The organism is Streptomyces sp. BL1, from assembly GCF_057628045.1.
On record NZ_JBXYWZ010000002.1, the window covers coordinates 1,930,300 to 1,954,039 of the forward strand.

The 23,740-nt window shown below is 72.1% G+C and carries 21 protein-coding genes; 10 read left to right on the plus strand and 11 right to left on the minus strand.

All coding sequences use genetic code 11. From position 1 onward, the window contains the following. Positions 1-93 precede the first annotated feature (93 nt). Positions 94-864: an ANTAR domain-containing protein gene (locus AC3AGO_RS08655; RefSeq protein ID WP_487819554.1), complete on the minus strand. Its 771-nt coding sequence runs from the start codon at positions 862-864 to the stop codon at positions 94-96. A gap of 134 nt (positions 865-998) precedes the next feature. Here AC3AGO_RS08655 and AC3AGO_RS08660 point away from each other — a divergent pair, with 134 nt between their 5' ends. Continuing rightward, a complete protein-coding gene (locus tag AC3AGO_RS08660) occupies positions 999-2,210 on the plus strand; it encodes a PAS domain-containing protein (RefSeq protein ID WP_487819555.1) in 1,212 nt (403 codons plus the stop codon). On the opposite strand, the gene AC3AGO_RS08665 is transcribed toward AC3AGO_RS08660, so the two are convergent. Further along, positions 2,193-3,053 carry a SigB/SigF/SigG family RNA polymerase sigma factor gene (locus tag AC3AGO_RS08665; protein WP_487819556.1) on the minus strand — a complete coding sequence of 287 codons (861 nt, stop codon included), beginning with the start codon at positions 3,051-3,053 and terminating at the stop codon, positions 2,193-2,195. The genes AC3AGO_RS08660 and AC3AGO_RS08665 overlap by 18 nt on opposite strands. A gap of 251 nt (positions 3,054-3,304) precedes the next feature. Here AC3AGO_RS08665 and AC3AGO_RS08670 point away from each other — a divergent pair, with 251 nt between their 5' ends. Together AC3AGO_RS08670 and AC3AGO_RS08675 are read left to right on the plus strand one after the other, a co-directional pair. After that, entirely contained in the window at positions 3,305-4,285 is a 981-nt protein-coding gene (locus AC3AGO_RS08670) for a TIGR03557 family F420-dependent LLM class oxidoreductase (RefSeq protein WP_487819557.1), read from the plus strand. Between the two features lie 20 nt (positions 4,286-4,305). Then, entirely contained in the window at positions 4,306-6,138 is a 1,833-nt protein-coding gene (locus AC3AGO_RS08675; RefSeq protein WP_487819558.1) for a thiamine pyrophosphate-requiring protein, read from the plus strand. Positions 6,139-6,304: 166 nt separating this feature from the next. On the opposite strand, the gene AC3AGO_RS08680 is transcribed toward AC3AGO_RS08675, so the two are convergent. The 3 genes from AC3AGO_RS08680 to AC3AGO_RS08690 form a co-directional block, all read right to left on the minus strand. Beyond that, positions 6,305-7,522, minus strand: coding sequence for a serpin family protein (locus tag AC3AGO_RS08680; protein ID WP_487819559.1), 1,218 nt, complete (start codon positions 7,520-7,522; stop codon positions 6,305-6,307). Positions 7,523-7,703: 181 nt separating this feature from the next. Beyond that, complete coding sequence (locus AC3AGO_RS08685) at positions 7,704-8,084, minus strand: phage holin family protein (RefSeq protein WP_487819560.1); 381 nt, start codon at positions 8,082-8,084, stop codon at positions 7,704-7,706. A gap of 249 nt (positions 8,085-8,333) precedes the next feature. Then, positions 8,334-8,567 (minus strand): DUF6158 family protein, encoded by a 234-nt coding sequence (locus AC3AGO_RS08690; protein WP_487824578.1) that lies wholly within the window; start codon positions 8,565-8,567, stop codon positions 8,334-8,336. A gap of 230 nt (positions 8,568-8,797) precedes the next feature. Between AC3AGO_RS08690 and AC3AGO_RS08695 the strand changes: the two genes are divergently transcribed. From AC3AGO_RS08695 to AC3AGO_RS08710, 4 genes are all read left to right on the plus strand, one after another. Further along, positions 8,798-9,250 carry a CBS domain-containing protein gene (locus AC3AGO_RS08695; protein ID WP_487819561.1) on the plus strand — a complete coding sequence of 151 codons (453 nt, stop codon included), beginning with the start codon at positions 8,798-8,800 and terminating at the stop codon, positions 9,248-9,250. Between the two features lie 215 nt (positions 9,251-9,465). Continuing rightward, positions 9,466-10,977, plus strand: coding sequence for a phosphatase PAP2 family protein (locus AC3AGO_RS08700; protein ID WP_487824579.1), 1,512 nt, complete (start codon positions 9,466-9,468; stop codon positions 10,975-10,977). Between the two features lie 103 nt (positions 10,978-11,080). Continuing rightward, positions 11,081-11,890, plus strand: coding sequence for a methyltransferase domain-containing protein (locus tag AC3AGO_RS08705; protein WP_487819562.1), 810 nt, complete (start codon positions 11,081-11,083; stop codon positions 11,888-11,890). A 68-nt stretch (positions 11,891-11,958) separates the two neighbouring features. After that, on the plus strand, positions 11,959-12,303 hold the full coding sequence (locus AC3AGO_RS08710) for a VOC family protein (protein WP_487819563.1): 345 nt from the start codon (positions 11,959-11,961) through the stop codon (positions 12,301-12,303). 365 nt (positions 12,304-12,668) lie between these two features. On the opposite strand, the gene AC3AGO_RS08715 is transcribed toward AC3AGO_RS08710, so the two are convergent. From AC3AGO_RS08715 to AC3AGO_RS08740, 6 genes are all read right to left on the minus strand, one after another. Beyond that, positions 12,669-13,592: an NADP-dependent oxidoreductase gene (locus tag AC3AGO_RS08715; protein WP_487819564.1), complete on the minus strand. Its 924-nt coding sequence runs from the start codon at positions 13,590-13,592 to the stop codon at positions 12,669-12,671. 208 nt (positions 13,593-13,800) lie between these two features. Next, on the minus strand, positions 13,801-14,790 hold the full coding sequence (locus tag AC3AGO_RS08720; protein ID WP_487819565.1) for a zinc-dependent alcohol dehydrogenase family protein: 990 nt from the start codon (positions 14,788-14,790) through the stop codon (positions 13,801-13,803). Continuing rightward, positions 14,787-15,689 carry a carbohydrate ABC transporter permease gene (locus AC3AGO_RS08725; RefSeq protein WP_487819566.1) on the minus strand — a complete coding sequence of 301 codons (903 nt, stop codon included), beginning with the start codon at positions 15,687-15,689 and terminating at the stop codon, positions 14,787-14,789. The genes AC3AGO_RS08720 and AC3AGO_RS08725 overlap by 4 nt, the downstream gene beginning before the upstream one ends. Then, entirely contained in the window at positions 15,686-16,654 is a 969-nt protein-coding gene (locus tag AC3AGO_RS08730; RefSeq protein ID WP_487819567.1) for a carbohydrate ABC transporter permease, read from the minus strand. The genes AC3AGO_RS08725 and AC3AGO_RS08730 overlap by 4 nt, the downstream gene beginning before the upstream one ends. After that, positions 16,651-18,075, minus strand: a complete 1,425-nt coding sequence (locus tag AC3AGO_RS08735) for an ABC transporter substrate-binding protein (RefSeq protein ID WP_487819568.1) — start codon at positions 18,073-18,075, stop codon at positions 16,651-16,653. Before AC3AGO_RS08735 ends, AC3AGO_RS08730 begins: the two co-directional genes overlap by 4 nt. 90 nt (positions 18,076-18,165) lie before the next feature. Further along, positions 18,166-18,927: a DeoR/GlpR family DNA-binding transcription regulator gene (locus AC3AGO_RS08740; RefSeq protein ID WP_487819569.1), complete on the minus strand. Its 762-nt coding sequence runs from the start codon at positions 18,925-18,927 to the stop codon at positions 18,166-18,168. Positions 18,928-19,353: 426 nt separating this feature from the next. On the opposite strand from AC3AGO_RS08740, the gene AC3AGO_RS08745 reads away from it, so the two are divergent. The 3 genes from AC3AGO_RS08745 to AC3AGO_RS08755 are packed head-to-tail and all read left to right on the plus strand — an operon-like array spanning position 19,354 to position 23,691. Continuing rightward, complete coding sequence (locus tag AC3AGO_RS08745) at positions 19,354-20,742, plus strand: MFS transporter (RefSeq protein WP_487819570.1); 1,389 nt, start codon at positions 19,354-19,356, stop codon at positions 20,740-20,742. Further along, positions 20,739-22,469 carry an acyl-CoA dehydrogenase family protein gene (locus AC3AGO_RS08750; protein ID WP_487819571.1) on the plus strand — a complete coding sequence of 577 codons (1,731 nt, stop codon included), beginning with the start codon at positions 20,739-20,741 and terminating at the stop codon, positions 22,467-22,469. The genes AC3AGO_RS08745 and AC3AGO_RS08750 overlap by 4 nt, the downstream gene beginning before the upstream one ends. Next, positions 22,462-23,691, plus strand: a complete 1,230-nt coding sequence (locus AC3AGO_RS08755) for a CaiB/BaiF CoA transferase family protein (protein ID WP_487819572.1) — start codon at positions 22,462-22,464, stop codon at positions 23,689-23,691. Before AC3AGO_RS08750 ends, AC3AGO_RS08755 begins: the two co-directional genes overlap by 8 nt. Positions 23,692-23,740 lie beyond the last annotated feature (49 nt).

The following is a 23,740-nucleotide window of genomic DNA, read 5'->3' on the forward strand; positions in this document are numbered from 1 at the left end:
TCCACCTTCGCAGAAGGTGCCGGCGCATGCCCGGGACGACACGTGCCGCTGCGCCATCCCGGGGCACGGCGGAACCCGGGCGCGGGCCGGCGGCTACTGCGTACGGCTGAGGCGGCGCAGCTCCTGTTCGGCACCTCTGCCACGAGTGGCGACGAGCCGCTCGGCGACGTCGTACAGCTTGCGGTTGGTGCGCTGCGACAATCTGCGCAGCAGAGCGAACGCCTCGTCCGCGCCGCAGCCCACCATCGCCATCACGATGCCGCATGCCTGGTCGACGACCGGGCGGGAGCGCAGGGCCGAGTCCAGCTGGTCGACTTCCGCCATGGCCTCGCGGTAGCGCCTGTCGCGCACCATCACGGTGGACGCGAGGTCGCCGAGCAGGGCCGCGCTGCTGCACACGGCCTCGGCCAGCCGGTGCGGACGGAACGAGCACACGGTGATCGTGAGCGACAGATCGGCACGCCGGTACGGCAGGGTGGCGCTCGAACGCAGCCCGGATTCCAGGGCCTTGGCACGGTAGGCGGGCCAGCGCGGATCGTGCAGCAGGTCGTCCACGGTGACCGGCTCGCAGGTCTCCAGCGCCTGCGGGATCGGCCCCTCGCCGCTCTCCCACTGCACGGAGACGAGCGCGGACAGATCGGGATGGGTCACGGCGACGGGCGCGTCGGCGCGGGAGATGCCGCCGTCCGCCGTGTCGGTCGCGGTGGCCGCCGCCGCGCAGCAGTCCGGGGTGCAGCGCGCCGCTTGTTCGGCGAGCCCGGCGAGACTGCGGGCGGGCGAGGCTCCGCCGGGTTGTTCCTCCGTGTCGAATCCCATGAGTTCGCCCGGTGCCGCGTTCGGGCTGAGCGGTCGCTGTGAGGTCACAGCCGCACGGCTGCCCGGACAAAGAGATCGGAAAACGGGGTGATCTCCGCCGACCCGTCACGGATCCGGCCGAAACGAGGGCAATGCCGCCGCGGAGTGGGCCCGTGCCCAGCGCACCCGCTAAGTTGAGCGGCATGGCCGACGTGGAGGAGTACGGAGCGGAGCTGGCGGATTTCCGCAGACGTGTCGATGAATTGCGGACGGCCCGGACCCATGCGCCGGCCGACCGGTCGGCCGCACTCGATGCCGCCCTTTTCGAACTGCAGCACGCGGCCGAGGTGTTGTGGCCGCGCTACGAGGAGCTGGCCGCGGCGGGGAAGCGCGCCGGCGGACACGGTGACGCGCACGAACAGCAGTTGCTGCGCGCCCTGTTCCAGCGGCTGCCCGTCGCGGTGGTGCTGATGGACGGCGACGCCGTGGTGCGCCGCATGAACATGGCGGCCACCCAGCTGTTCGGCCTGCGCGCCGGGTACGCGGCCGGGCGGGCGCTGACGGGTTCGCTCGCGCACGAGGGGCGCGCCAAGTTCCGTTCCCAGGCCGCGGCCGTCTCGCGCGGCGAGGGGGCCCGCAGTGTCCGCGTCGACCTGCTGCGTCCGCCGGAGCCGGCGGACGGCGCCGGCCGGCGCAACGACGCGCTGCGGGTGACCCTGACCGCGCTGCGCCCGCCGCAGGAGCGGCGCAACGCGATCCTCGCCGTCTTCCAGACGGCCGGTGAGGGGCCGACGGCCCCCGCGGTCTCCGGCGCCCCTCCCGTACAGCAGGACACGCCGCGGCCCGATCCGGACGACATGACGCGGCAGGCCGAACTCCTCGACCTGGTCGACGACATGGCGGCCTCGCTGCTGTCCGCTCCCCCGGTACCGGAGGCGGTCGCCGCGGTCGCCGCCGATGTCCTGCACGAACGGTTCGCGGACGCGGTCGTCGTCGACCTCGGCGACAAGCGGCACACGCTGACGCGCTCGGCGGTGCGCGCGGGGACCGGCGAGATCCGCAGCGCGATATCCGCCCAGTGCCCGGGCACCGCGCCGCTCGTCGTGGAGGCGGTGGAACGGGGCTCCGGCGGACTGCAGGTCCGGCTGGAGGACCCGGAGGCCTTCGGCCGTGACGACTCGGGGACGCCGATGCTGGTCCGGGCCGGCGTCAGCTCACTGATCTGCGTGCCGATGGCGACGGGCGACGGCCCGGAGGCCGCCGGCCCGAACGCCTCGGACAATGGCGCCGGCACGGTCGTCGGGGCACTGACCCTGCTGCGTACGGGCAGCAGACGCGCCTTCGAACTGGCCGAGGCCGGCGCCGTGGACCGGATGGCCCGTCATATCGCGCTGGCGCTACGCCGCAACGAGTGAGCCCCGCGCGGCGATGTCCTCCTGTACCTCGTCGTCCTGCTGCTGCAGGTCGGCGTCCACTTCCTGGTGGATGCGGTCGCAGGTGCGGCTGATCAGCCGGGAGACGTGCATCTGTGAGATGCCGAGCTGGTCCGCGATCCTGCTCTGCGTCATGTCGCAGAAGAACCGCAGGTAGAGGATGTGCCGTTCGCGTTCCGGGAGCTTGCGCAGCCGGGGCTTCACAGCCTCCCGGTAGACGACCCGGTCGAAGCCGGGTTCGGGGCTGCCGAGCGTGTCCACGAGCGCGTACCCGTCGTCGGCGCCAGGGAGTTCGGCGTCCAGCGACAGGGTGCTGTAGCTCTCGAGTGCCTCCATGCCGACGAGCACGTCCTCCTCGGGGAGGCCGCTGTGCTCGGCGATGCGGGCGACGGAGGGGCTGCCGCCGTCCAGCGAGGTGTTCAGTTCGCGCACGCTGACGCGTACGCGGTTGCGCAGTTCCTGCACGCGGCGGGGTACGTGGAGTCCCCACATGTGGTCACGGAAGTGACGCTTGATCTCACCCACGATGGTGGGTACGGCGAAGCTCTCGAAGGCGCTGCCGCGGTCCGGGTCGTACCGTGTCACAGCCTTGACCAGACCCAGCGCGGCGACCTGCTGGAGATCCTCCAGGGACTCGCCACGGTTGCGGAAGTGCCGCGCCAGCCGCTCTGCCATGGGCATCCACGCCCGTACCACCGACTGTCGCAGCGCTTCCTTCTCGGGTCCGTCGGGCAGGGAGACGATCCTCCGGAACTCGCCGGTGGTGTCAGGCGCGTCGTCATGAGGGTGCCGTGCGTGCTGTGCACGCGGGCGTACGGTCGTCATTTGGGTGCGCTCGCTCTCTCCCCATAGCGGTGTGTTCGAGCAGACACCGCGGGAGCAGGCACAGGCGGGGCGGGCGAGCGGAGCTCGGCATCAGCTGCTCTGTCGCTCCCGCGGACGTGCCTTCTTTCCGAAGCACGGGGAGACGGGTGCCCGACGCTTCGGGGGCCAAACCCCGTACCGGGCAGTCGAGTTGTATCCGTCCGGCGCCCGCCGCCGGTTTCCCCCGGCCCGCCGCCGGTTACCCGGCCCGCATGTCAGCCCCCGGAGCAATGACGTACGGCTACTTCCTGGCCTGCGAGGACTACGGTCCGCAGGAGCTGGTCGAACAGGCGCGGATGGCCGAACAGGCGGGCTTCACCTCGCTGTGGATCTCCGACCATTTCCATCCCTGGACCACCGCACAGGGGCACTCGCCCTTCGTCTGGTCGGTCATCGGCGCGCTCGCGGGCGCCACCTCGCTGCCCGTACAGACGGCGGTCACCTGCCCCACCGTGCGCACCCATCCCGCGGTGATCGCGCAGGCCGCCGCGACCTCGGCGGTGCTGCTGGGCGAGGACCGTTTCCGGCTCGGCGTCGGAAGCGGCGAGGCGCTCAACGAGCACATCCTGGGCACCAATTGGCCCTCGGCGCCGATGCGGCTGGAGATGCTGGAGGAGGCCGTGGGCATCATCCGGCAGCTGATGACCGGCGAGGAGGTCAGCCACAGCGGCAAGCACTACACGGTCGAGAACGCGCGGCTGTACGACGTGCCCCCGTCGCCGGTCCCCATCGACATCGCGGGCTTCGGCGACACCGCCATCGAGCTGGCGGGCCGGATCGGTGACGGGTTCGTCTCGATGGACGCCGACGAGGAGGCCGTGGCCCGCTTCCGGCGCGCCGGAGGGGCGAGCTTCCAGCCCGCCAGGGGCGGCACGAAGGTCTGCTACGGCACGGACCGGGCGGAGGCGGTGCGGACCGTACGGGAGCGCTGGCCGAACATGCTGCTGCCCGGCGAGCTCCCCCAAGTGCTGCCCACCCCCGCGCACTTCGAGCAGGCGGCACACCTGGTGACCGACCGGATGGTGGAGGACTCGCCGATCGCCTGCGGGGACGACCCCGAGGAGCACGTGCGCGCGCTGGCCGCCTACGCGGACGCCGGCTTCGACGCGGTGCACGTCAACCAGATCGGCCCCGACATCCGGGGCTTCTTCGACTTCTACCGCACCAAGGTCCTGCCGCAGCTCACCGATTGAGGGCCGAAAGGAGTTCCGCCGTGACCGAGAAGGTCTCCGACCACATCCTGTCCCGGCTGCGCGAATGGGGCGTCGAGCACGTCTTCGGCTATCCGGGGGACGGCATCAACGGCCTGCTGGCCGCCTGGGAACGCGCGGAGAACGAGCCGCGGTTCGTACAGGCGCGGCACGAGGAGATGGCCGCGTTCGAGGCTGTCGGCTACGCCAAGTTCCGCGGCTGTCTGGGCGTGTGCACCGCCACGTCGGGTCCGGGTGCCGTACATCTGCTCAACGGCCTGTACGACGCGAAGCTCGACCATGTGCCGGTCGTGGCGATCGTCGGGCAGACGGCGCGCAGCGCCATGGGCGGCTCCTACCAGCAGGAGATCGACCTGCACTCGCTGTACAAGGACGTGGCCTCCGAGTTCCTGGAGACCGTCACCGTCCCGCAGCAGCTGCCGAACGTGCTCGACCGCGCGATCCGTACCGCGTACGCGCGGCGCGCCCCCACGGCCGTCATCGTGCACGCCGATGTGCAGGAGCTCGACTACGAGCCGCCGGAGCACGAGTTCAAGATGGTGCCGTCCAGCATGGGCGCCTCCGGCTACACCGCCGTACCGTCCGAGGAGGCGCTGGACAGCGCGGCAGAGGTGCTCAACTCCGGCCGGAAGGTGGCCATTCTGGCCGGCCAGGGCGCCCGCGGTGCGGCGACTGAGGTGCAGGAGGTGGCCGCCACACTGAACGCGGGCGTGGCCAAGGCGCTGCTCGGCAAGGACGTACTGCCGGACACGCTGCCCTATGTGACGGGCTCCATCGCGCTGCTCGGCACGCGCCCGTCGTACGAGCTGATGCGGGACTGCGACACGCTGCTCACCATCGGATCGAGCCTCCCCTACAGCCAGTTCCTGCCGCCGTTCGGCCAGGCGCGCGGCGTCCAGATCGACGTGGACCCGCACATGGTCGGCATGCGCTACCCGTACGAGGTGAATCTCGTCGGCGACTCGCGGGCGACGCTGCGGAGGCTGCTGCCGAAGCTCCGGCAGAACACCGAGGGCCTGGAGTGGCACGAGAAGGTGATGGCGGACACCGACCGCTGGTGGGAGGTGATGCGGCGGCGTGCCGAGGTGTCGGCCGACCCGGTCAACCCGGAGTGGGTGGCGCACTGCCTGGACCCGCTGCTGCCCGACAACGCGCTGGTGACCGCCGACTCCGGGTCGGTCGCCAACTGGTACGCGCGGCATCTGAGGTTCCGTGCGGACATGCGGGGTTCACTGTCCGGCACGCTGGCCACGATGGGCTGCGGCGTCCCGTACGCGATCGGGGCGAAGTTCGCCCACCCGGACCGCCCCGTCATCGCGCTCGTCGGTGACGGAGCCATGCAGATGAACGGCATGGCCGAACTGATCACCGCTGCCAAGTACCGCTTCGCGTGGGACGATCCGCGGCTGGTCGTCGGCGTGTGGAACAACCAGGACCTCAACCAGGTCACTTGGGAGATGCGGGCGATGAGCGGCTCCCCGCAGTTCGTCCCCTCGCAGCATCTGCCCGACGTGTCGTACGCGGCCTTCGCCCGCTCCCTGGGGATGACCGGCATCCGTGTCGAGAAGCCGGACGACGTGGAGCAGGGCTGGCGGGACGCGCTGGCCGCGGACGGTCCTGCCGTCGTGGAGTTCCTCACCGACCCGTCCGTGCCGCCCATCCCGCCGCACGCCGACTGGGACCAGATGGAGTCGACCGCCGAATCCCTGCTGAAGGGCGACCCGGAGCGCGGGTCCGTCGTCAAGCAGGGATTCAAGGCGAAGGTGCAGGAGTTCCTCCCCGGCGGCAGGCCGCACCCCTCCCGGGCCCGCGGCCGCGACGGCAACGGAGGCTGACCGGCGGCGAGTTGAGGCACCGGGGCCGGTTCCGGCTTGAGGCACCGGTCCGGTTCCGGGTTACGGCACCGGGCCCGGCTCGGGCGTACGGCACCGGGCCGGGCTCCGGCTTACGTCACGGGCCCCGGCTTCGGCCTACGGCACCGAGTCCGGCCCCGGCTTCGGCTCACGGCGCCGGGTCGGGCTCGGTGACCCACCCCGCGGTGAGCACCAGGCCCGTCTCGCGGTGCACCGCGACGAAGCCGAAGGGCCGGTCGAACGTGACCGACACCAGCTTCGCCGTGTGCACCGGGGCCGCCGCCGCCCGCACCATGCCGACCGCCGTCACAGCGGCGGCGTAGAACCCCTCCGCCGTGAAGGTCGCCGTCGCGCTCTGCTGCGCCGAACCGACAGCGAGCGGTACGGCCTTGCTCACGCCCGGGAAGTGCCCCGCCGCGTCCTCCCGCCGGGACGCCGTGGCGAGCCCGAACTCGGCGGGCCGCGCGAGCAGATCGTGCGTCGCCGACACCGTGAACGCCGGCAGCCGGGCCATCAGTACGGGCTTCCCCGTGGCGGACACGGTGTCCCCCACCGTCACGCCGGGCCCCGGCTCCCCGTACGGCAGCTGCTCCCCGGGCACCACCCACGGCGCCCGGCGGGGCATCGTCGCCCCGGCCGCGAGCACGGCCCCGGGCTCCATCCCGGGGGCCCCGAGCAGCAGTTGGACGTCCACGCCGGTGTCGCCCTCCACCGTCAGCCGGGTCACCGCGCCCGCCTCGGTGTCCGCCACATCGGCCTCGGCGATGTCCCCGCCGCCGCGCACCAGCTCCCCCACCGACCGGCCGGCCCACGGCCCGCCGTCCGGCGTCTCCAGCTGTCCGCCCGGCGTGAAGGGGCGGAGCCAGCGCGTCCGTACGGCCAGCGCGCTGGCCAGCACCAGCAGCGTGTCGGGCTCCAACTGGACGGGCATGGAGGGGATCCGGCCCTCGGTGTGCCCGGCCGCCCAGGCGTCCAGCCGTTCGCGGTCGCGCGCCGCGTCACCGGTCAGTTCGCCGTGGGTGCCGTACGGGAGCGCGGCCACCCACTCCTTCTCGGGCCGCACTTCGGGGCGGGCCCACAGGCCGAGTGCCGCGTCGACCCCGTCGGTCCCCTCCAGTACCCGCAGCAGCCGCTCCGCGAGACCGGCCGCGCGCAGCGGGTCCACGCCCAGTACGGCGGCCAGTTCGCCGCGTACGGCCGCGTCGCCGCCCTCGGCGAGACCGGCCAGCAGCGGCCACAGGCCGGCCGCCGTGAACACCGTGCCGGGCCCGTCGTCGCCGGGGACGGCGAACCGCGCCCAGCGGGCGGTCAGTTCGTTGACCCCCCGCACCGTCACCGCACCGGCCGCGTCCGTCTCCCGTGTCATCCGTATCCGCCCTTCCGCCGTGCCGGCCCCTGTCCGGACATCCGGGCCCTGTCCGGGGGTCCGAGCATACGGACAGCGCCCACGACGAGCGGGCACAGAAGAGCCCTCCCCGCCGTCACGGACGGTGGACGTGACGGTGGGGAGGGTCGATTTCGGTCCGGGCCCGCGGGCCCGGCAGGGGTCAGGCCCTGTGGTGCGGGCTCTGCGGCTCACTCTCGGCGGCCGTATGCGGCGGACGCGTGCGTGCCGCGTTCCGCAGGGCCATCGCCGCGGCGAACAGGGCGACCGCCACCAGCAGGAAGGCCGCCCAGGCCGGCATCACCAGCGCGAGCAGCAGGCCGACGGCCACGGCCAGCGCGGCCCCGCCGTACAGTGCGGCAGCGGCCGCGGCGCCGTGCAGTTTGACCGTGCGCCTGCGGGACTGCTGGCGCAGTTCGGCGCGCAGTTCGTCCTCGAGCACCCGCAGCTCTTCACGGACGACGCGGGACACGGGTTCCGTGATGTCCGCCGCCCCCGCGCCGACGACCCCTCCCGACTTCGGATACATCGCTTTGTCACCCATGGAGGGCCGAGTACCCATGACGTCCGGTCCAATCAGCGGATCCGGCCCCGTACATGACCGATTCGCGCCCCGCCGGCCGGAGGCCCGGCCCCGCACACAAACGACTCCGGGTGCGGGGGCTGTGCGCCCGCACCCGGAGCCTTCTCTCCCACAGGGCCAAGCCGCTCATTTCTCGGCCGCCGACCGAGTGCCCCCGGCCGCAGGGCACAAACACGTGACCCGCAACTCGGCCCGGACTCCTGCCCGCGGTCAGTTGTCGCGGGCCCGCGCCCCCGCGCGCGTACGGCCCGAGGCCACCGAACGGTGTGGATTGCGGCGCAGGTACTCGCCCTCCAGCTGCGCCATACGGGAGTTGTGCACGGCGAGGGCGTCCGGCGCGCCGTACAGGAAGGTGTCGTGGCGGGTGCGGTGCACCGTCTCCAGCTCCTTGAGGAGCACGCTGTCGGACAGTTTCCGGGGGTCCACGCCCCGTGCCCCGTTCATCGCCTGGGAAGTCGTCGTGTCCACTGCTGTGTCCCCTTTCGTGCAGCTCCGTCCAGTGTCGCCCGCGCGGGCGCGGGTACCCAGCCGAGCCGTCCGGGCCCCCGCCCGGACGGCCGTACGGGCCTGCCGGCGGCCGCGGGCCGGAAACCCGGGGCGTAGCGTCCCGCTGACCGGGTACCTCGGCGCTCCGGAAGCACGCGACTCGGATACGAGAGCGAAGGCGAAGAGCAATGCCACAGTTGGTGAGGGACGTCATGACGCCCGCCGCGACCTCCGTCCGGCCGGACGCGTCGCTGGTGGAGGCGGCACAGCTGATGCGCGCCCAGGACATCGGCGATGTGCTGGTCACCCAGGACGGGACGCTGCTCGGGATGATCACCGACCGGGACATCGCGCTGCGCGCGGTGGCCGACGGGATCGACCCGCTGACCGTCGACTGCCAGACGGTGTGCACTCCGGAACCGGTGACCGTCTCCCCCGACGAGGAGGCGAACACCGCCGTCGACCTGATGCGGACACACGCGGTGCGCAGGCTCCCGGTCGTCGAGAACGGGCGTCCGCTGGGCATGGTCAGCATCGGCGATCTCGCGGAGGAGCGGGATCCGCACTCCGCGCTGGCCGACATCAGCCGGGCCCGCCCGGACGGGCCGGAGTTCGCCGGCGGCCCCGGAGCGCCGGCCTGACCCGCAAGGAGCGGCGTGCCGCACGCCGCTCGTACGCGAGGAGTCTCCCCCTGCCCGGACGGCTGCTGTCCGGGCAGGGCGCGCCCGGGCGGGGCGCGCGGCTGCTGCGGCGCGGCCGGCGTACGGGAGGGACCGCGGCGCCCCGCCGGCCGTCCGCTGCGGACGAGGGAGTGCGTACCGTCGGCAGCTTCCGTATCGGCGGGGCCCGGGGCAGGGTGGAGTGGACCGGGCAGTTCGCGCTCTGGGACCACGGAGTGTTCCATCAGGTCGCGACGCGGCACTGGCCGGCCGCCGAGCAGGTGCTGCCCCGGCTGAGCCAGAGCGCCAACCACGGCCGGCTGTGGTTCGCCGTCGCCGCGGGCATCGCCGCCACGGGGGCGCCGCGTGCGCGCCGTACCGCGCTGCGCGGTGTCGCGTCGCTCGCCGTCGCCTCGGCCACCGTGAACACCCTCGGCAAGCACTCCGTGCGCCGGGCCCGCCCACTGCTCGAAAGCGTGCCGGTCATACGGCAGTTGAGGCATCAGCCCATCACGACGTCGTTCCCGTCGGGGCACGCGGCGTCGGCCGCGGCGTTCGCGACGGGTGTCGCGCTGGAGTCCCGGCGGTGGGGCGCGGTCGTGGCGCCGGTCGCCTTCTCGGTGGCCTTCTCCCGCGTCTACACGGGCGTGCACTACCCCAGCGACGTGCTCGCGGGTGCCGCGCTCGGCGTGGGAGCCGCGTTCGCCGTCCGCGGGTTCGCCCCCACACAGAGCCAACTGCCGCCGCCCGCACGGCCGGTGGCCGAGGCCCCGGCCCTGGAGGACGGCAAGGGCCTGGTGGTCGTCACCAACGCCGGGTCCGGCGCGACCCGCGCGGGCCGCTCGTCGCCGCTGTCCGCCGTCGACCCGGCGGAGGCGGTCCGCCGCGCCCTGCCGCGCGCCGACGTCGTCACGTACGCGTCACCGGACGACGGCGTGTCACTGCCGGACGTCCTCGACGAGGCGGCGCGGCGCGCGCTCGCGCTGAACGGCGCGCTCGGCATCCACGGCGGGGACGGCACGGTCAACGCGGCGGCGACGGCCGCGGCGCGGTACGGGCTGCCGCTGGCCGTACTTCCCGGCGGCACCCGCAACCACTTCGCCCTCGACCTGGGCATCGAGTCCATCGACGACGTGGCCCGCGCGGTCGCCGCGGGCGACGGGGTCGCCGTCGACCTGGGCCGCTTCACGCCCGGTCCGGACGGCACGCCGGCGGGGTACTTCGTGAACACCTTCAGCCTCGGCTCGTACCCGGAGCTGGTGCGGCTGCGCGAGCGGTGGGCGCCGCGGATCGGCGCGGGGCCGGCGGGAGTGCTGGCCGCGTGGCACGTGCTGCGCACCGACCGGCCCGTCGAGGCGGGCATCGCGGGTGAACGGCGTTCGCTGTGGCTGCTGTTCGCGGGCAACTGCACCTACCGGGGTGTGGGCCTGGCGCCCGTGCTGCGGCACGACCTGGCGGACGGACTGCTCGACGTACGGGCCGTACGGGGCGGCAGGTTCGCCCGTACGCGGCTGCTGTCCGCGGCCGTCGCGGGCGCGCTGGGGAGGCGGCCGCGGCACCGTTCGGCGCAGCTGCGGCGCCTCCAGATCACCAACGTCCCGGAGGACAGCCTGCTCGCGTACGACGGTGAAGTGGCGGCCGCTCCCCCGCAGTTGCTGCTCGACAAGGAGCGGGAGGCGCTCACCGTCTACCGGCCCATGGGGGCGTGACCCGCCCCGGGGCCCATGCGCCGGGTCCATACGGGGCCCACGCGGAGTCCATATAGTGAAACACTCTTGCTCGCATGGCGAGACGCGAGCGTAAAGTACGTGCATGGCACAAGAGACTGCCGTGTACACCCACGGCCATCACGCGTCCGTTCTGCGCTCCCACGAGTGGCGCACCGCCGCCAACTCCGCCGCCTACCTCACGCCCGAACTCAAGCCGCACATGCGGCTGCTGGACATCGGATGCGGCCCCGGCACCATCACCGCCGACCTCGCGGCACTGCTGCCCGACGGGCACGTGACCGGCGTGGACGCGGCGCCCGGCGTGCTGGAGAAGGCGCGGGCGACGGCGGACGCGCGCGGGGTGCGCAACGTGACGTTCGAGACGGCCGACATCCACGGACTGCCGTACCCGGACGACTCGTTCTGCGTGGTGCACGCCCACCAGACCCTGCAGCACGTCGGCGACCCGGTGGGCGCGCTGCGGGAGATGCGGCGCGTCTGCAAGCCGGGCGGCATCGTGGCCGTACGGGACGCGGACTACGGCGGCATGCTCTGGTACCCCGAAGTGCCGGGCATGCACGACTGGCTGGACCTCTACCGCCGTGTCGCCCAGGCCAACGGCGGCGCGCCCGACGCCGGCCGCCAACTGCACGCCTGGGCACGGGAAGCGGGCTTCACCGACGTCAAGGTGTCCACCAGCAACTGGTGTTACACGAGCGAGGAGGAGCGGGCCTGGTGGAGCGGCCTGTGGGCGGAACGCACCCTCGCCTCCTCCTACGCCGAGGTCGCCGTCGGCGGCGGGCTCGCCACGGAGGCCGCGCTGCGGGAGATCTCGGAGACCTGGCGGGCGTGGGGCGCCGAGCCGGACGCCTGGTTCAACGTCGTCAACGGCGAGATCCTCTGCCGGGTGTGACGGCGGTCCGGCGCCGGCTCCGAACGCCGGGTGTGACGCCGTGCGCGTCCCCAATTAGGCTCCCCCGCATGGACATTGTGGGGACCTCACTACGGGTGTGCGTGGACGATCTGGACGCCGCCGTTCCGGTGTACGAGAAGCTGTCGAACGCGGAGGCGGTGCGCTTCGAGCAGGGGCCGGTGTCGGTCGCGGCCGTCGGCCCGTTCTTCCTGATGAGCGGGCCGGAAGGACATCTCGAAGTGCTGCGGAAGATCGCGGCGACGCTGGCGGTGAAGAACGTCGACGAAGCGGTGGCCGACCTCGAGTCGGTCGGCGCGGAGATCATCGCGGGCCCGAACTCCACGGGCATCGGCCGCAACGTGATCGCCCGCCATCCGGACGGCGCGGTCTTCGAATACGTCGACCGCGCGTAACCCCTCCCCCGAGGGCCCGCCCCGAACGTGAACCCGCCCCGCGTGCGGGGCGTTCGGGGCGGAGCCCGGGTCTTTCCGCGCACAGTGCGGTGGGGTGCAGGGGCGGAGCCCTGCGGGGGTCTGGGGCGCAGCCCCGTTCCTGCGCGCGCAGCGTGGTCGGGGTCCGGGGCGCAGCCCCTTCTCTCTCTCGCGCAGCGCGGCGTGGGTCTGGGGCGGAGCCCCGGAAGAAACGGGTAGGGGCGGGGCCGGGGCTCAACCCTTCACCGGGGCGCGAGCGTTGCGTGCGTGGGGACGTGACCTCGCGGCTTGCGGTCCGGTGTGCCCACCCGTCCCGCCCTCTGGGCGGACCGCTGCCCACACCTCGGTTACTGGACGCGGAGGACCAGCTTGCCTCGTACGCGGCCTTCCGCGCTGAGGCGCCAGGCCTCGGCCGCCTCTGTCAGGGGGAGGACCTGGGAGAGGGGGACCGTGAGGCGGCCCTCGTCGGCCAGGGAGGCCAGGGCCGTGAGGTCCGCCGCGTCGGGGCGGACCCAGACCCAGTGGCCGCCCGCCGCCACCGCGTCGGGTTCGACGATCGACGCGAGGCGTTCGGGGCTCTTGAGGAGCTGCTGCGACACGGTGAGCGCTTCGCCGCCGACGAAGTCGAGTGCCACGTCGACACCGTCGGGCGCCAGCTCCCGTACGCGGTCGGCGAGACCCTCCCCGTACGCGACGGGTTCCGCGCCGAGTTCGCGCAGGTAGTCGTGGTTGCGTTCGCTGGCCGTGCCGATGACGCGCGCGCCGAGCGCGACGGCGATCTGCGTACCGAGGGAGCCGACGCCGCCCGCCGCCGCGTGGATGAGCACCGTGTCGCCCGCGCCGGCGCCGACCCGTTGCAGCGACTGGTACGCGGTGAGCCCGGCCAGCGGTACGCCCGCCGCCTGCTCGTGGGTGAGCGACGCGGGCTTGCGGGCCAGCATGCCCACCCGCGCCGACACCAGTTCCGCGTAGGCGCCGTTCTGCGCCCAGTCCTTGCGGATGTACCCGAACACCTCGTCGCCGGGGGCGAATTCGGTCGCGTCGAAGCCGTTGGCCTCGACGACGCCGGAGACGTCCCAGCCGGGTACGAGCGGGAAGCGGGTCTCGATGGCGCCATCGAGCCCGCCCGCGCCGAGCTTCCAGTCGACCGGGTTGACGCCGGCTGCCTTGACGCGGATCAGGACCTCGCCGGGGGCGACCTTGGGGTCGGGCTCGTCGGTGAGTTGGAGCGTTTCGGGGCCGCCGTAGCGGTGCTGTGTGATCGCCTTCATGTGCGGGACAACGGTGCGTGGTAGTCGTGAATTCCGGCTGGTCACACGGATGGCGGCGTGGCCGTGTGGCGGCCGCCGTGCGCGTGCGCGTGCGTTGCGTGCGTGGGGCGTGACCTCGCGGGTGCGGTCCGCCCGGTGTGCCCACCCGTTCCGCCCTCTCGGGCGGACCAGCTGCCCACACCGGGGCGGGCGCGGGGCCACACCTCGGTTATGGCGTGACGATGATCTTTCGGCCTTTGCCTTCCGCGAAGCGGTTCAGGGCCTGGGGGTAGGCGTCGAGAGGCATGCGGTCCGAGATGAAGATGTCGGGGTCTAGGACGCCGCCGGCGAAGAGTTCCGCCGCGCGCTCGTAGCTGTGCAGTACGGCCATGGAGCCGGTGATGGTGATCTCCTGGTTGTAGATCTTGTACGGCTCGATGGTGGCCGTCGTCGCGTAGTCGGACACGCCGAACTGCAGGAAGGTGCCCGCCTTGGCGACCCTGCCGAGGCCGTCCTGGATCGCGGCGCCGTTGCCCGTCGCGTCGACGACGAGGTCCCAGCCGCGGGGCCGGTCCAGCTCCTGGGCCGTCGCGGCGGAACCGGAGCAGCCGAGCTTCTGAGCGGTGGCGAGGCGCTCGGGGTTGAGGTCGAGGACGTCGACGCTCGCGGCGCCGGTGCGCTTGGCGAGCTCCAGCATCATGAGGCCCATGGTGCCGGAACCGTAGATGAGGACGTGCGAGCCGAGCTGCGACTTGAGTACGTCGTAGCCGCGGACGGCGCAGGACAGCGGTTCGATGAGGGCCGCGTCCTGGGTGCGGACGTGCTCGGGCAGTTTGACGCAGTTGGCGACGGGCGCGACGGCGTACTCGGCGGCGCCGCCGGCGCGGGTGACGCCGATCGCGGCCCAGTTGTCGCAGAGGTTGTTGTGGCCCGTACGGCAGTAGCGGCACTCGTGGCAGTAGAGCGACGGGTCGACGGCGACCCGGTCGCCCTCGCGCAGTTCGGTGACGTCGCCGCCCACCGCGGCGATCTCGCCGGCGAACTCGTGGCCCGGGACGACCGGCAGGGTGGGCGCGAACTCGCCCTGGGCGATGTGCAGATCGGTGCCGCACAGTCCGCACGCGGCCACCTTGACGACCACGTCGCGCGGCCCGGGGGTGGGGTCGGGGACGGTCGTGAGGGACACCTTGCCGACGGATTCGACGAGTGCGGCCTTCATTTGACTGCTCCTAGCGACAGGCCCTGGACGAGTTTGTCCTGGGCGGCGAACCCCGCGGCGAGCACCGGCAGGGAGATCACGAGGGACGCGGCGCACACCTTGGCCAGGAAGAGGCCCTGGCTGGTGATGAAACCGGTCAGGAAGACGGGTGCGGTCTGGGCGACCACGCCTGTCAGCACCCGGGCGAACAGCAGCTCGTTCCAGCTGAAGATGAAGCAGATCAGCGAGGTGGCGGCGATGCCGGGCGCGGCGATGGGCGCGATGACCCGGACGAGGATCGACGGCAGGCGCGCACCGTCGACCTTGGCGGCCTCGATCAGGGCGACGGGGACCTCCGCCAGGAAGGACTGCATCATCCAGACGGCGATCGGCAGGTTCATCGACGTGTACAGGATGATGAGCAGCCAGACGTTGTCCAGCAGTCCTGTCTCCTTGGCGAACAGGTAGACCGGCAGCAGTCCGGCGACGATCGGCAGCATCTTCGTCGACAGGAAGAAGAAGAGGACGTCGCGCCATTTCTGCACGGGCCGGATGGACAGCGCGTACGCGGCGGGCAGCGCCAGCAGGATGACGCAGACGGTCGACACTATGGACGCCGTCGCGGAGTTGAGGAGCGCCGGCCAGGGGCTGGCGCCGCCGCCCGCGCCGAAGAACTCGCGGTACCCGTCGAGGGTGAGCGGCGCGGTGAGGGACGGCGGGTTGGTGGCGGCGTCCGTCTCGGAGTGCAGGGAGGTGAGCGCCATCCAGGCGATCGGCAGGAAGAAGACGATGCCGCACAGCCAGGCGAGCAGGCCCAGCGCGGCGTTCGTCGTGCGTGGACTGCGGGCGCCCTTGGGGGACTTGACCGCCGTGCTGGTCTGCGGGGCGGCGGCTTCCGGTGCGGCGGGTGCGGCGCTCATGAGCGGGACTCCTCGCTGAAGAGGGACGAGACCACCCGCAGCGCGAAGGTGGCGATGACGAGGGAGCCGATGACGACCAGCACGCCCGCGGCCGAGGCCCGCCCGTACTCGTGTCCCTGGTAGAAGGTCTGGTAGATGGTGTACGGCAGGTTGGCGGTGCCCAGTCCGCCGGAGGTGATGGTGAAGACGGCGTCGAAGTTCTGCACGATGTAGACCGAGCCGAGCAGGGCGCCCAGCTCCAGGTAGCGGCGCAGGTGCGGCAGGGTGATGTAGCGGAAGACCTGCCAGGGTCCGGCGCCGTCGATGCGGGCGGCCTCGATCGCGTCGCCGGGACGGCTCTGCAGTCCGGCGAGCAGGATCAGCATCATGAACGGTGTCCACTGCCACACGAGTGCGGCCTCGACCGCGCCGAGCGGCATTTCGGCGACCCAGTCGGGCTGTGCGGCGTTGTCCCCGAACACCCAGGTGAGCATGCCGTTGAGGAGGCCGTACTCGGGGTTGTAGAGGACGTGCTTCCACAGCAGCGCCGCCGCGACGGGCACGACGAGGAAGGGGGCGATGAGCATCGTACGGACGAGGCCGCGGCCCTTGAAGGTGCGGTCCAGCAGCAGGGCGAGGACCAGGCCGAGGACGAGGCTGGCGAGCACGACCGCGGCGGTGAGCAGCGCGGTGGTGAGTACGGAGTCGCGCAGCGCCGGTTCGCTCAGCACCTTCTGGTAGTTGGAGAACCCGCCGAAGGCGCGGTCCTGCGGATAGAAGGCGTTCCACTCGAAGAACGAGATCACCAGCGTTGCCGCGAAGGGCAGTTGGGTGACGAGGATGAGGAAGACCAGCGCGGGCAGCAGGGGTCCGCGTGCGGCCCAGGCGCGCAGCCGGTTCGGGGGGCCGGGGCGGCGCTTGGCGGGAGTGCCGGGCGCCGGGATGCCGCCGGGTGGTGTGGTGGGTGTCGTCGCTGCCGTGGTCACTGGGTCTTCCGCCCCTCGTAGTCCTTGGAGATGACCTCTGCCAGTTCCTGGGAGTTCCGCAGGGCCTCCCGCGTGGACTGGCGTCCGGCGATGGCGGCGCTGATCTCCTGTGTGACCTTGGTGCCGAGGTCGGGGAATTCGGGTATGCCGACGAACTGGATGCCGGGTGCGGGGCGTTGCTGCACGCCGGGGTCGCGCGGGTCGGCGTCGGTGATGGCCTTCCTGGTGACCTCGTGGAAGGCTGCCGCCTCTTTCCTATAGCGGTCGTCGTCGTACGTGGAGGCCCGTTTGCCCGCGGGCACGTTGGCCCAGCCGAACTCCTTGCCGACCAGCCGCTCGTACTCCTTGCTGGACGCCCAGGAGATGAACTTCCAGGCCTTGTCCGGCTTGGGGGACGCCTTCTGCAGGCCCCAGGCCCAGGAGTAGAGCCAGCCGGACGACTTGGTCTTCTCCACGGGTGCGGGCGCGTAGCCGATCTTGCCCTTGACCGGGGAGCCCTTCGCCTCCAGGGAGCCGGCGCCGGAGGTGGCGTCGTACCACATGGCGCTCTTGCCCTGCGTCATGTTGTTGAGGCATTCGGCGAAGCCGGACTGTGCGGCGCCAGACTGGCCGTGCTTCCGGACGAGGTTGACGTAGAACTCGGTGGCCTTCGCGAAGCCCGGGTCGGTCAGCCTGGCCTTCCACTTGTTGTCGAACCAGGTGCCGCCGAAGGTGTTGACCATCGAGGTGAGCGGCGCGCCCAGTTCGCCCCAGCCGGGCAGTCCGCGCAGGCAGATGCCGCCCATGCCCTTCTGGGCGCCGTCGGCCTTCGCGGCGAGGTCCGCCACCTGGTGCCAGGTGGGGCGGGCCGGCATCTTGAGGCCCTTCTTCTCGAACACGTCCTTGCGGTACATGAGGAAGGACGATTCGCCGTAGAACGGTTCGGCGTACATCTTGCCGTCCGGGCCGCTGAGCGATTCGCGGACCGACGGCAGCACGTCTTTCTGGTCGAAGGCCTTGTCCTGCGCGGTGTACTGGTCGAGGGACCGCAGCCAGCCGTTCTTCGCGTAGAGGGGCGCCTCGTAGTTGCTGAGGGTGGCGACGTCGTACTGGCCTGCCTGGTTGGCGAAGTCCTGGCTGAGTTTGTCGCGGACGTCGTTCTCGGGCAGCACGGTGAAGTTCACCTTGATGCCGGTCTTCTTGGTGAAGTGCTTCGCCGTGAGCTTCTGCAGGTCGGCCATCTGCGGGTTGTTCACCATGAGGACGTTCACGGCGTCGCTGTCGGTGCCGGACCCGCCGGCTCCCGCGCAGCCGGCGAGCAGGGCGCCCGCCGTGACGGCTCCGACGGTCGCGAAGGCCGTCCGGCGGAGCTGCGTCCGGCGGTCCTGCCTTCGACGGCCCTGCCTCCGGCGGCGCTGCCTGAGGCGGATCGGACTGCGCATGAGGACTCCTGGGCTTCTGGGACTTATGGGGAGATAAGGGGTGCCGCACGGTGTGGTGGTGCGGGGGATGTCGTCGGCGGACACCGTGGGTCAGACGCGGAGCACGTGCGGGCCCTGCAGGGAGTAGCGGTTGGCTTCGGAGGCGGGCAGCCCGGTGGAGGTGACGATCGCCTCGAACTCGCCGACGTCGGCGAAGCGGCAGAAGCTCACCGCGCCGAACTTGGTGTGCATCCCGGCGAACACGCGGCGCCGCGCGGCCCGTACGGCCTGCGCCTTGACCTCGCCGACGGCGGGGTCGGGCGTGGTCAGCCCGTGGTCGCGGGAGATGCCGTTCGCCCCCAGATAGGCGAGGTCGATGACGAATCCGGCGAGCATCTTGGTCGTCCAGTGGTCGACGGTGGCGAGAGTGCCGCCGCGCACCCGGCCGCCGAGCAGCAGAACGGTGATCTGGTCGGCCTGTGCGAGGGTGCGTGCCGCCGCGAGGGACGCGGTGACGACGGTCAGCGGGCGGTCCCCGGGCAGCGCCTCGGCGATCAGCTGCGGCGTGAACCCCTCGTCGATGAACACCGTTTCGGCCTCGCCCAGCAGATCGGCGGCGGCCGCGGCGATCCGCCGTTTCTCCGGTACGTGCATGGTCGTGCGGTAGGCCAGCGTGGTCTCGAAGCCGGGGCTCTCCACGGGGTACGCGCCGCCGTGCGTACGGCGCAGCAGCCCGTGCTGTTCGAGGACGCGCAGGTCGCGGCGGACGGTCTCCTTGGCGACGCCGAGTTCGGCGGCCAGCACGCCGACATCGACGGAACCGGTACGGCGCGCGGTGCCGACGATCTCGCGCTGGCGTTCCTCGGCACTCATGCGGACGTGTCCTCTCCGTTCGGGCATGTGCGTGCCCGTTCGGGCCCGCGAAGAGAGTTGTACCTGTTCCCGGGGGTGGTCACCAGGTGCGTCACGGGCCGGATCGTGCCCGTCCCGGGCCTCGGCGCCGGACCGGAATCCGCGCCGCTTCCTGGGCTTTCGTGCCGTCGCGCGGGACGGGCTGTGCCCGTTTCGGCGTGTGCGGTGCCCGTTTGCTGCCCGCGGCCCGTACGGGCGGGCGCCCGGGCCGTACGGGCGTCCGCGGCTGCCGATTGCGACGGATGGCGTCTCATTGGAGGACCGAACCGATCTTGGACAGTGCTCAACCGCCGCTGCCAGAGTGATCCACGTCTCGCAACGGCGCGAACGGCCCCTCCGGCGACGCCTGTTGCGCAGGCCCGCTCGCAACGGAGAGGGACGACTCGCATGCAGCACACCGGCCCAGCGGTGGGCGACGCGCAGACCGGCGGGACGGCGGACACGCCGTCGCCACGGGACGCGCGGCGCGCCGGGATCACCGCCTTCGTCGGCACCACCATCGAGTGGTTCGACTTCTACATCTACGGTTCGGCCTCGGCGCTGGTCTTCGGGAAGATCTTCTTCTCCGGTGCCTCGCCCGCCGTGGGCACCCTTGCCGCGTTCGCCACGTTCTGGGTGGGCTTCCTCGCGCGCCCGCTCGGCGGGCTGATCTTCGGGCACTTCGGCGATCGGTACGGCCGCAAGAAGGCCCTGGTGACGACGCTGACCATGATGGGCGGTGCCACGTTCTGCGTCGGACTGCTGCCCGGGCACGCGCAGATCGGCGCCGCCGCGCCCGTTCTGCTCGTCCTGCTGCGCATGGTGCAGGGCGTGGCCATGGGCGGCGAGTGGGGCGGTGCGGTGCTCATCGCCACCGAGTACGCGCCGCCGAAACGCAAGCTGCTGTACGGCGCGTTCGCGCAGCAGGGCTCCCCCGTGGGCAATCTGCTGGCCACACTGTCGTTCCTGGCGATCGCCCAACTGCCGGACGCGGCCTTCGAGTCGTGGGGCTGGCGTGTGCCGTTCCTGTGCTCCGCCGTGCTGGTGGCCGTCGGCCTGTTCATCCGGCTGCGCCTCGCGGAGACCCCCGAGATGCGGCGCGCGCTGGAGCGCCGCACGGTGTCCAAACTGCCGGTCAAGGACGTCCTGTCGCGCTTCCCGCTGCTGGTCGTCCTGGGCGTCGCGGCCGGTACGGCGGGAGTGGCGCTCACCTACGTGAAGACCACTTTCGCGCTGTCGTGGGCCACATCGGACCTGGAGTTCGACCGGTCGACGTTCCTCACCGTCATCTCGCTGGCCCTGGTCGTCCAGACACTCGTGCAGCCCTTCGGTGCGGTACTGGCGGAGAAGTGGCGGGTCAGCCGTGCCGTGTTCTGGATGCTCGTGCCCGAACTGGTCCTGCTGCCGCTGATGTTCGTCCTCATCGGCACGGGCTCCTTCTGGCTCTCGGTCCTCGGCATGGCGCTGGCCACCGTGCCGCACGCCATGTACTACGCGGCGCTCGCGGGCATCCTCGCCCGGGTGTTCCCCGTCGAGATCCGCTACACGGGCATGTCGCTGTGCTACCAGCTGTGCACGACGGTCTTCGCCGGCACGGCGCCCATCCTGTGCCAGTACCTGCTGACCGCCACCGGCACCATCTGGTCCGTGGTGGCGCTCGGCATCCTGTACGTCGTCATCACGCTGGCCGGTGTGCTGCCGCTGCTGGCCCGCACCTCCGCACCGCCCGCCGACGACGGCTCCGCCGAGGCCGAACCCGGCACCACCGTCACCGCACCCGCCGGAGACCCCGCATGACTCCTGACACCCAACTCCCCTCGGAGCCCGTCAACTTCGCCGACTCCGACCCGGCACTGCGCCCCCTCCTGGACCGGCTGCTGCCGCCCGCGGACCGCGCACGTACCGAGCCCCTCCTCGACGAGCTCGGCGCGGTGGCCGGCGGCGAACTGGACCGGCTCGCGGCCACCGCGGACGCCAACCCGCCGTACCTGCGCCCGTACGCGCCCGACGGCACCCGTATCGACGAGGTCGTGTACCACCCGGCGTACGCGCGCATGGCCGAACTCGCCCACGAGCGCTACGGGCTGGCCGCCATGTCGCACCGTGCCGGCGTCCTCGGCTGGCCCGCACGGGTGCCGCACACCGTCAAGTACGCGCTGTCGTACCTGTTCGTCCAGTCCGAGTTCGGGCTGGCCTGCCCGCTGTCCATGACGGACTCGGCGGCGCGCGTGCTGCGGCTCTTCGACCCCGAGCGGTACGCCGCCGAGATCGAGGCGCTCACCTCCACCGACCCGCAACGGCGCGCCACGGGCGCGATGTTCATGACCGAACGGCAGGGCGGCACGGACGTCGGCCGTACGGAGACCGTCGCCACTCCGCACGGCGACGGCCACTGGACGCTCGACGGCAGCAAGTGGTTCGCGTCCAACGTGTCGGCCGATCTGATCCTCACCCTCGCCCGCGTACCGGGGCAGGGCGAGGGCACTCGCGGCCTCGGCATGTTCCTGGTACCCCGCGTACGGCCCGACGGCAGCCGGAACTCGTACCGGATCGACCGGCTCAAGGACAAGCTCGGCAGCCGTTCCATGGCGAGCGGCGAGGTCACCCTGGACGGCGCGTACGCGACGCCCGTCGGTGAACTCGCGCGCGGGTTCCGGCAGATGGCCGAAATGGTCAACGTGTCGCGGCTGTCCAACGCCATGCGGTCGGCCGCGCTGATGCGCCGCGCCGTACGGGAGGCCGTCGCGCACACCCGGGAGCGCGTCGTGTTCGGCAAGCCGCTCTTCGAACAGCCGCTGATGCGGGCCACGTTGCTGCCGCTGCTGCTGGACGCGGAGGCCGCGCTCGGCATGGTGCTGGAGTCGGCGGCACGGCTGGACGAGGCGGACGCCGGGGACGAGGAGGCACAGCGCCTCGTCCGGGTGCTCACACCGATCGCCAAGTACACCGTCTGCAAGCGGGCGCGGGCCGTCACCGGCGAGACGATGGAGATCCGCGGCGGCAACGGCTACATCGAGGACCGGGTCGACCCGCGGCTGCTGCGCGACGCCCATCTGGGTTCCATCTGGGAGGGTTCCTCGAACGTCATCGCGCTGGATGTGCTGCGCTGCATGCGGCGCGAGCAGGCGCACCACACGCTCGCCGGTACGTACGGCGGACGGCTGCGCGCCCTCGCACAGGACGGCCGTCAACAGGCCGTCGTGCGGCGGCTGTCCGCACGGTGGGAGGAGCTGCGCAAGAGCGGCGACAGGCTGCTGGACGCGCCGGAGGACGAGCAGCAGATGCGCATCGGCCGGTACGCGGGCGAGCTGGCCCGTACGGTCATGGCCACGCTGCTGGCGGAACAGGCAGCATATGAGGTCGCCGCGCACGGCGGCGGGCGCAAACTGCTGGTGGCCCGGACCTATCTCGCCCTGCTGGAGGACCCGGACGCGCTGCCCCGTACCGCGCTGGACGAGCTCGACCGGATAGCCGACGGCGGCGAGGTGCCGGCGGCACTACTGCAGGAGGACGGCCTTGACTGACCAGCCCACGGGACCGGCGACCGGCCGGCCCACCGGCCCTGCACCGCTCGCCGGAATGCGCGTCGTCGACCTGTCGAAGATCCTCGCCGGGCCCTACCTCACCATGTCGCTGGCCGACATGGGCGCCGAGGTGGTCAAGGTGGAACACCCGGACGGCGGCGACCCGACGCGCCAGTGGGGCCCGCCGTTCAACGGGCCCGACGCCACGTACTATCTGGCCGCCAACCGCAACAAGCGCTCCGTCACGCTCGATCTGAAGTCCCCCGAGGGGCAGGAGGCCGTGCACCGGATGCTCGCCACGGCTGACGTGCTCGTGGAGAACTTCCGTCCGGGCAGTTCGCTGGCCCGCGTCTTCGGGCACGAGGAGCTCGGCGCGCGGTATCCGCGGCTGGTGATGCTGCACATCTCCGCGTTCGGCGAGGTGGGGCCGCTGCGCGACGAGCCCGGCTACGACATGGTCGCGCAGGCGTCGGCGGGTCTGATGTCGCTGACCGGGGAGCCCGACGGGCCGCCGGTGAAGGCCGGTTACGCCATGGGCGACCTGGGCGCGGCCCTCTTCGGACTGGTCGGCGTCACCTCGGCGCTCGTCGAACGGGAGCGCACCGGGCGCGGCCAGTCCGTGACGACGTCCCTGTACGAGTCGCAGCTCGCCCTGCACATCAACTGGGCCACCGGGCACTTCGCCACCGGTGAGCGCCCCACCCGGCTCGGCTCCGGTCACCCCAGCCTCGTTCCGTACCAGGCGTATCCGGCGTCCGACGGGCACTTCGTGATCGCGGTCGGCAACGACGGACTGTTCCGCAAACTGTGCACCGCGCTGGGCAGGCCGGCGCTCGCGGACGACGTACGGTTCGCCGCCAACCGGGACCGCGTCGCGCACCGTACGGAGCTCAACGCCCTGCTGGAGGGAGTCCTCGGAGGCGGCACCGTCGAGCACTGGTGCGCGGTGCTGAAGGAGGCCGGTGTGCCGGCCACACCCATCCGCAGCCTCGACGAGGTGTACTCCTGCCCGCAGACCGAGGCGCTCGGCATGGTGCAGAAGACCGACCATCCTGTCGTCGGTCCGCTCCAACAGGTCGCGTTCCCCGTGTCGTTCGCGGGCGAGCGGCCGGCCGTACGGACGGCGCCGCCCACCCTCGGGCAGCACAGCCGGGAAGTCCTCACGGAACTGGGCTACTCGGACGGGGAAGCGGACCGGCTGCTCGGGAACGCCGGACAGTGACACGGCACCCGGGCGCGCGCTCCGGCACGCGCCCGGGTCACTGTCCTGC